At 48.0% G+C, this 7683-nt stretch carries 5 protein-coding genes; 3 read left to right on the top strand and 2 right to left on the bottom strand.

The features are described from left to right. Together B3Z75_RS04070 and B3Z75_RS04065 are read right to left on the bottom strand one after the other, a co-directional pair. A partial coding sequence (locus B3Z75_RS04070) for a GH3 family domain-containing protein (protein WP_294068034.1) occupies positions 1–932 on the bottom strand: 932 nt, incomplete at its 3' end. Between the two features lie 85 nt (positions 933–1017). After that, complete coding sequence (locus B3Z75_RS04065; protein WP_414702857.1) at positions 1018–1659, bottom strand: Crp/Fnr family transcriptional regulator; 642 nt, start codon at positions 1657–1659, stop codon at positions 1018–1020. 168 nt (positions 1660–1827) lie between these two features. Here B3Z75_RS04065 and B3Z75_RS04060 point away from each other — a divergent pair, with 168 nt between their 5' ends. From B3Z75_RS04060 to B3Z75_RS04050, 3 genes are all read left to right on the top strand, one after another. Further along, positions 1828–3987 carry a DUF5686 family protein gene (locus tag B3Z75_RS04060; protein ID WP_294068030.1) on the top strand — a complete coding sequence of 720 codons (2160 nt, stop codon included), beginning with the start codon at positions 1828–1830 and terminating at the stop codon, positions 3985–3987. Between the two features lie 72 nt (positions 3988–4059). Next, the gene (gene ispE / locus B3Z75_RS04055) at positions 4060–4899 is read left to right on the top strand and encodes a 4-(cytidine 5'-diphospho)-2-C-methyl-D-erythritol kinase (RefSeq protein WP_294068028.1); all 840 of its coding nucleotides are present in this window, start codon (positions 4060–4062) and stop codon (positions 4897–4899) included. 50 nt (positions 4900–4949) lie between these two features. Next, on the top strand, positions 4950–7493 hold the full coding sequence (locus tag B3Z75_RS04050; RefSeq protein ID WP_294068026.1) for an alpha/beta hydrolase family protein: 2544 nt from the start codon (positions 4950–4952) through the stop codon (positions 7491–7493). Positions 7494–7683: the final 190 nt, after the last annotated feature.

Raw genomic sequence — 7683 nt, 5'->3', positions numbered from 1 at the left:
TTATCCCATTCCCCGGAAGAAATAAATTCGTAATAGATCTCATTATCGAGTAGCAGAAGCAGGTCTTTTGACTCAGGAGCAAACTGCACGCCGAAAAAACCTTCGGAAGCATTGTAGGTTTCCCAGTAACGCATCCGTTCGGTGGGTAGCAGCTTTTTATATTGTTCCTGAAACGGAAGAAAACTCACCCCCCCATGAAAGAATACTTCAAGGTGCGGCCATATATCGGGAATATCCCTGCCGGTTTCCTCCGCAATCTTTTTTAATAAGACAAGCATCCACGAGGGTACTCCCACCATCGCGCGGATATCGCTGTCGATCGCATAATCGGCCAGTTTCCGCAACTTCTCCTCCCAATCGGGAAGCAACGCAATGCTTTCGGGTGTTCTTCTACGCTTGACCAGTGCAGGCAGGTTTTTCATCAATATCGCAGAGATATCTCCTGTATAAACGCCATTTCCTATACGGTTAACCTGCTGACTTCCTCCCAGCACAAGCGTTTTACCTAAAATAAAGGAACTGTCGGGATAATGCACGGCATACATCCCCAGCATATGGTAACCCGCCCGGTAATGGCCGTTGAATAACGACTCTCTGGTCACGGGGATATATTTGCTTTTGTCTTCCGTCGTTCCCGAAGACATGGCAAACCACCGCACCGGAGTATCCCAAAGTACGTTCGTCTGTTTTTCGATCAGAATTTTATCGAGCCAGGGGCGTAAACCCTCATATGCTATTACGGGAACATGTGTGCGAAAATCACTCTCATTTCCAACCTTATCAAAATGGTTTTCAATCCCATACTGCGTTTTTCGTCCATGCTCCAACAGGTAGTTTAATGTTTTTTGTTGTGTCCCCAACGGATCCTTTACAAATTTTTCTACCGGCCTGTAATGGGAGGCAAGTATATTACGGGCTATTTTTCGAATCATTTACAGCGTATGAATAGTAGGGGACAAAGGTATGCAGGAGTTTCTGAAAATTGAAAAATAAAATCACAATTTTCGATAAAAACAGCTATCCGATGCGGCTTATTTTTCGTAACCGCTCCTCGTCGATAATCTTTATTTTTCTGCCGTCGATGGTTATGAGACGCTCATTCACGAAGTTAGAGAGGGTGCGAATGGCATTGGAGGTGGTCATGTTTGAAAGGTTGGCCAGGTCTTCACGTGCGAGATAAATGTTGATGGTTGCTCCGTCTTCTTCCAGTCCGTAGCTCTCCTTGAGAAAGATCAGCGATTCAGCCAGCCTGCCACGTACATGCTTTTGAGTAAGGTTAACCACCCGCTGATCGGCAATACCCAGATCCACAGAAAGCATTTGGATAAAAAACAGCGCAAGATCGCCGTTGTTGCGCAGGAATTGCTCTATCGTTTCCATGGGAATCATGCACACGGTACACGACTCAAAAGCCGAAGCAGCAGTCACATACGGTTCCCGGGCAAAATAAGCTCTGTACCCAAAATACTGAACCGGACGGATGATTCTGATGATCTGACATCTGCCGCCAACGCCGCTTTTAAAAATCTTCACCTTCCCTTTAAACAGACACATCAAGTCCTGCGGCGTTTCGTCTTCGAGATAGATCAGTTCATTTTTTTTAAAATGGACAATACGCGCATTGTTGCGCAGCTGATCTCGCTCAACGTCCGTCAACATCCTCCAGATTTCGGGTAAGCTAGAGGACAAATCAATTACTTCTTTCTTCTTCCCTGGCATACGTGCTGTAGAACTATGTTCTAAAACACAAATGTAAATATTATTTTCCGAAGAGTAAAAAAAACTAATAATAAAATGTATATTACTGCGTTAAAAAAAAATGTAAGTTTGCAGTTCAGAATGAAAAAAGGAGTCATCTTGCATATTTTCTTTCTCATTATTGTCTCTTACAACTGTTTCGCGTCGAGGCAGACACAGACAGACACGATCGTAAACAGGACAATGAATGCTGCTGAAAAATACAACGACCTGGTAGAACATTACTCGGCCGAGGTATATACACGTACTTACGTGGAGACGGTAAAGAAAAACTTCTTTTATAAATACACCCACCTGATTCCTCGATTTGTGTTGCACGACCCCAAGAACGACGAGGCGGTGATTGAGACAATCAGCGACCTGCGTTACGATTTCCCCAACACCTACGTGCAGGATATTCGCTATGTTTCAGGGACGCTCACCGGGCGTAAAGATATTGAAATGATACCGTTCGAGTTGCTTAACATAAACATATACGGCGAAACCACCAACGACGAGAGTTTTTTTATGCCTACCCGGTTCAGTACGGCGAAATATTACCGCTATGAGCTTTATCAAACATTTACCGAGAATAACAAAACCTACTACAACATCCATTATACCCCCATCTACGAAAACACGAAACTGCTGAAAGGTTCGTTTATTGTAGAACATGGCACCTGGAGGATCATTTTTTTCAGGGGTGAGGGGTTGGGCATCTTTTCAGACTTTTCGTTTGAAATGACCATGGGCAACGAATGGATTACCAACTACCTGCCGGTACGTTTCACCATTTACCAGACAGTCGCGTATCTTGGCAACGTACTGGCCGGAAGGCACCTGGCAACGATTAAGTACAACGACATCCAGCTGCGTCAAATCAAAGAAACGCCCCGTTCACTCAATATCAGCGATACCTACAAAGTGCGACTCGACTCGGTACCTGTACGCAGCGATTCTGTCTTTTGGGAAAAGATGAGGCCTATACCTCTCCAGGCAATGGAAAGAGACGTAATCAGCCGTTATATTTCGCATCAAAAGGAACGAACAAACAACGAGAGAATCGACACCCTCTCCGGTGTGCAACGAGCCCAGCAGGTAGCCCAGCGAATGGTGATGAATTCAAGTTACAAATACCGTTCAACGCGAATTGGCTACTCGGGGTTGTTGAACCCGCTAATGCTGGGATATAGTTCGCGCGACGGGGTCACCTACCGACAGAAGCTATCGTTTAACATCGATTTAAAACACGGCCGGACAGTGGGTATCAACGCCTTCGCTGGATATATGTTCCGCCGAAAAGAGTTTTTCACCGACTTCACCACCTCCTGGAATTACGATCCCTATCACCTGGGAAGCGCCACTTTTTCTGTGGGCAACGGAAATCCCACCTACAGTTCGTTGTTTGTCGACCAGATTCGGGACAGCCTTAAAAACAAAGGGCTCACATTCGAAGATATTTCGCTAAATTACTACAAAGACTATTATTTCAAGTTATACAACACCCTGGAAGCGGCCAACGGCCTGTTGCTGCAGACAGGGATAGACTATCACATCAGAAAAAGCAAAAACAATCAGATAAAGTTACGATCTCTGAGCAGCGACAGTGAGCCCATTGCCGGCCTGTTTGGCACAAAGAGGTCGTTCGCCCCTTTCGTCCGTATCAGCTGGACACCCATGCAATATTACCGGTATGAGGGGCGACAGAAAATATACGAACGGTCGGCGTTTCCCACCTTCAAGCTGGAGCTCTCGCGAAGCTTCCTGGATATTCTGGGCAGTACCTCACAGTACAACCGGATTGAATTCGATATCAGCCAGCATATTCCCTTCGGGTTGCGGCACTCGCTTCAGTATCATGTCGGCGCCGGCAAGTTCATCAATCAGAGAACAGAGTATTTTGCCGATTTCGTTTATTTCTCCAAGAACAACTTCCCGGAAAACTGGAACGATGGACTGGGAGGAAACTTCAACCTGCTGAGCCGGGATCTGTACAACGCATCCGATTCCTATATTCAGGGGCACATCATGTTTGAAGCCCCGTTTCTGATCCTCAAGAATATCGATTTTGCGTCCGACTTTGCCGACAAGGAACGCATATACCTCAGCCAGTTGCATACCCCCCAGATCACCTCATACACAGAGCTTGGGTACGGCATCGGCAACCGGTTCTTCAACGCGGGATTCTTCTGCTCATTTCACAAGACTCAATTCAAACAACTGGGAGTAAGAGCAGCATTTGAACTGTAAAGTGTAGAAGCGGCCAGGAGGTAGGGTAATTCAATAATTATTCTGTATATTTGCATAAAACTTCAACAACAGATGATCTGTTTCCCGAATGCGAAGATTAATTTAGGATTGCATGTTGTCTCCCGCCGACCGGATGGGTACCATAATCTGGAGACCATTTTTTACCCCCTCGGCATGAGGGATGCGTTGGAGATCACACCTGCACACAATATGGCACAGGAAGATACCCTTTCTTCCGCAAAATACCGTTTTTTTCAGACCGGCATCCCCATTGAGGGGAAGGCGGAAGATAACCTGGTGATAAGAGCACTCCAGTTGATTTCGGCAGAGAAGCAGATTCCACCCATCGACATTCATTTGTTAAAAAAGATCCCTGCCGGTGCGGGATTAGGTGGGGGGTCGTCGAATGCAGCTTTCATGCTCCGGTTGTTGAACAACACGTTTGCTTTGGGTTACTCCCGAAGGGACCTTTTGCACCTTGCGGCACAGCTGGGTGCCGATTGTCCCTTTTTCATCGGCAATACCCCCTCGTTTGCCACGGGTACCGGTGATATACTGGAGCCGGTGGATGTGTCTCTGGAAAACTACTTTATGCTGCTTGTAAAACCCGACATTGCAGTTTCTACAAAGGAAGCATACGCAACGGTTACCCCCCGACAGCCCGAAGTGTCGTTAAAAGAAATAATTAAAAAACCGGTTTCCGAATGGAAAACATGGATGAAAAATGATTTTGAACTCCCTGTTTTCAAGAAATATCCCGAAATTTGCACCATCAAGCAACAAATGTACAATTTGGGTGCTGCCTACGCGTCTATGAGCGGATCGGGTTCGGCCGTCTACGGTATTTTCGCGCAGGAACCAGCATGGCAAAGTATGTTCCGCCGCTATTCCGTCTGGACAAGCTCATTATGATGACCAGCGGAACCCCGGGGTGCAACCGACCGGCAAAGAAAATGAATAAAATGAGAAAAGTACTATTTTGGCATATCATCGCAGGAGTCTTCTCGCTGTGGACTCTTCAGGCTCAACAGGCTGTATCGCCGCAGAATGTATCTGCCTTCGGCCCTATTCCGGTTCAGAAGCCAGTTATGCTGGACAGCGTGAACCTGAACAACACACCCTATTCCCAGGAGATGCTTCTCGCCTGCTCTGTCTCTTTTCCGGAGCAGGAACGTTTTGCCACGGTGCTCACACCCGATAGCGCCGGATTTTACCATCTCGGTCGACCGGAACACGGGGAAGCATTTCAACTGATCTCGTTTTATGTCACGGGCGACCGTTATGGCAAGGGAAAGATCACCGTTACATCGCCCAATCCGCTGGAGCTATGGATCGACAATGTAAAGCGAGCCACCAAAAACCAGGTTAACGACAGCCTGCACCAGTCGGGACAGGTCGATGCCCATCTGAATGGCTTCACCAACAATGCCCGCATCGTGATCAAGATGCTCACCAGTTCGGAGAACAAGGCGGATCCCGCGGTAAAAATAACACTGAAGCCCGACGAAGCAGACTCGCTGCTTGTCTACACATTTGGAAATGGCAACCAACGCCGTATTCAGATCAAGGACATACTGGAAGGCAAACGAGTGAACAACTCAGCAATCTCCCCCAGCGGACGGTTTGTGCTGCTATCGCTCCGCGAGACACTTCCCGGGGGAGAAAACCGCAACTACACCGAGGTTTACGATGTGAAGCAGAAGCGAATCATTCTCTCAGAACCAGCCGGCCGCACACAGTTGAACTGGATGCCCAAACAGGACCTGCTCTATTATGTGACCGACAGCGAGGAAGGGAGATCGCTTATCACGTTCGATCCGGTGACAAACGAAAACAAGATCATAGCCAAAGGACTTCCGAAAGAGACATTTCACATCGCACCCGACGAAAGATCGCTCTTCTACTCTTCCAAAGAGACGATCGTCATCAGTAATCCGGGAGGACTGAAACGGCTGATCGGCATCGACGACCGCCAGTCGCACTACCGCGACCGCTATTTCCTGTATCGTTACTTCTTCGATTCGGGGCTCACACAGCAACTCACGTTCGGACGGCAAACGGCATCGCTCAACGATGTGACCGACGACATGAAATATCTGCTTTTTTCTACGACCGAAGAGAACCTGGCAGAACGCCCTTTCCGAAAAAGTTCGCTCTACAGGCTCAACCTGGAGACGATGAATGTAGATACCCTATGGAAGGACCAGACCTACACCTACTCGGCTCAATTTTCCCCGGACGGAAAAAAGCTCCTCGTTCACGGTGCTCCCGAGGCATTCAACGGCGTCGGTCTGAATATCCGTCCCGGACAAATAGCCAATAGTTACGACACACAGTCGTTTCTAATGGATATCGCCTCCAAAAAGGTGGAACCGGTCACAAAGTTTTTTGATCCCTCCATCAGTGCCCAGGAGTGGAACACGCTCGACAACCTCATCTATTACCGGGTGGAAGAGGGCGACAGAGTCAATATGTACCGCTATTCCCCCCAGACAAAGAAATTTGAAAAATTGCCACTGAAGGAAGATGTTATCCGCTCATTCAGCATTGCCGAAAATGCTCCATGGGCAACCTATACCGGCATCAGCGCCTCCAACTCAAACAGAAGCTATCTGCTGAATCTGAAAACGATGCAGTCCACGCTCATTGCCGATCCCTACGAGGAGAGATTGAGTAAACTCAACCTTGGAGATGTGAAGGACTGGAGTTACAAAACCACCTTCGGCGACGAGATCGAAGGACGTTATTACCTCCCACCCCACTTTGATCCAAAGAAAAAGTACCCGCTCATCGTCTATTATTATGGCGGCACAAGCCCTACAGCGCGCACGTTTGAGAGTACCTACCCTTTGCACGTCTATGCAGCACAGGATTACGTGGTCTATACCCTTCAACCGAGCGGCACCACAGGCTATGGACAGGAGTTCTCGGCCCGCCATGTGAATGCATGGGGCGAACAGACTGCCGACGAGATCATCGAAAGTGTGAAAGCTTTTGTGGCGGCCCACCCGTTTGTTGACGGCTCAAAGATCGGCAACATCGGGGCGTCGTACGGTGGCTTCATGACCCAGTACCTCATCACCAAGACCGACCTGTTCACCGCTTCGGTATCGCATGCCGGCATCAGCAACATCACCAGCTACTGGGGTGAAGGCTACTGGGGATATTCGTACAGTGCCGGCGCCAGTGCGGGCAGCTATCCCTGGAACAATCCGCAACTTTACGTGAAACAAAGTCCCTTGTTTCATGCCGATAAGATAACAACTCCCCTGCTGTTGCTTCATGGCACGGCCGACACCAATGTACCCATCGGAGAAAGCATCCAGATGTACACTGCACTGAAACTGCTGGACAAGACGGTAGAGTTTATCCAGGTGGAGGGAGAGAACCATGCCATTTACGATTACGAGAAGCGGATAGCCTGGAACAACGCCATCTATGCCTGGTTTGCCAGGTGGCTGAAGGGCGATGCACGATGGTGGGACTCCATGTATCCCGAAAATTAAGAAAACAACCAAGTCCATTCTTTTTCCGCTAAAAAAATAAAAAATATGAATCTGGAAATACTTTGCAAGGATGTACAAGCGCTCGCCCGTTCTACCGGTGAATATCTGAAAACAGAACAGGCTGTAATCAAGCAAAAAGACATTGAGTTGAAAGGAACCCGTAACTATGTGACCTACGTCGACAAGGAGG

This window comes from Proteiniphilum sp. UBA1028, from assembly GCF_002316955.1.
Taxonomy (GTDB): Bacteria; Bacteroidota; Bacteroidia; order Bacteroidales; family Dysgonomonadaceae; genus Proteiniphilum.
This window is presented reverse-complemented; position numbering and strand designations above follow the sequence as displayed.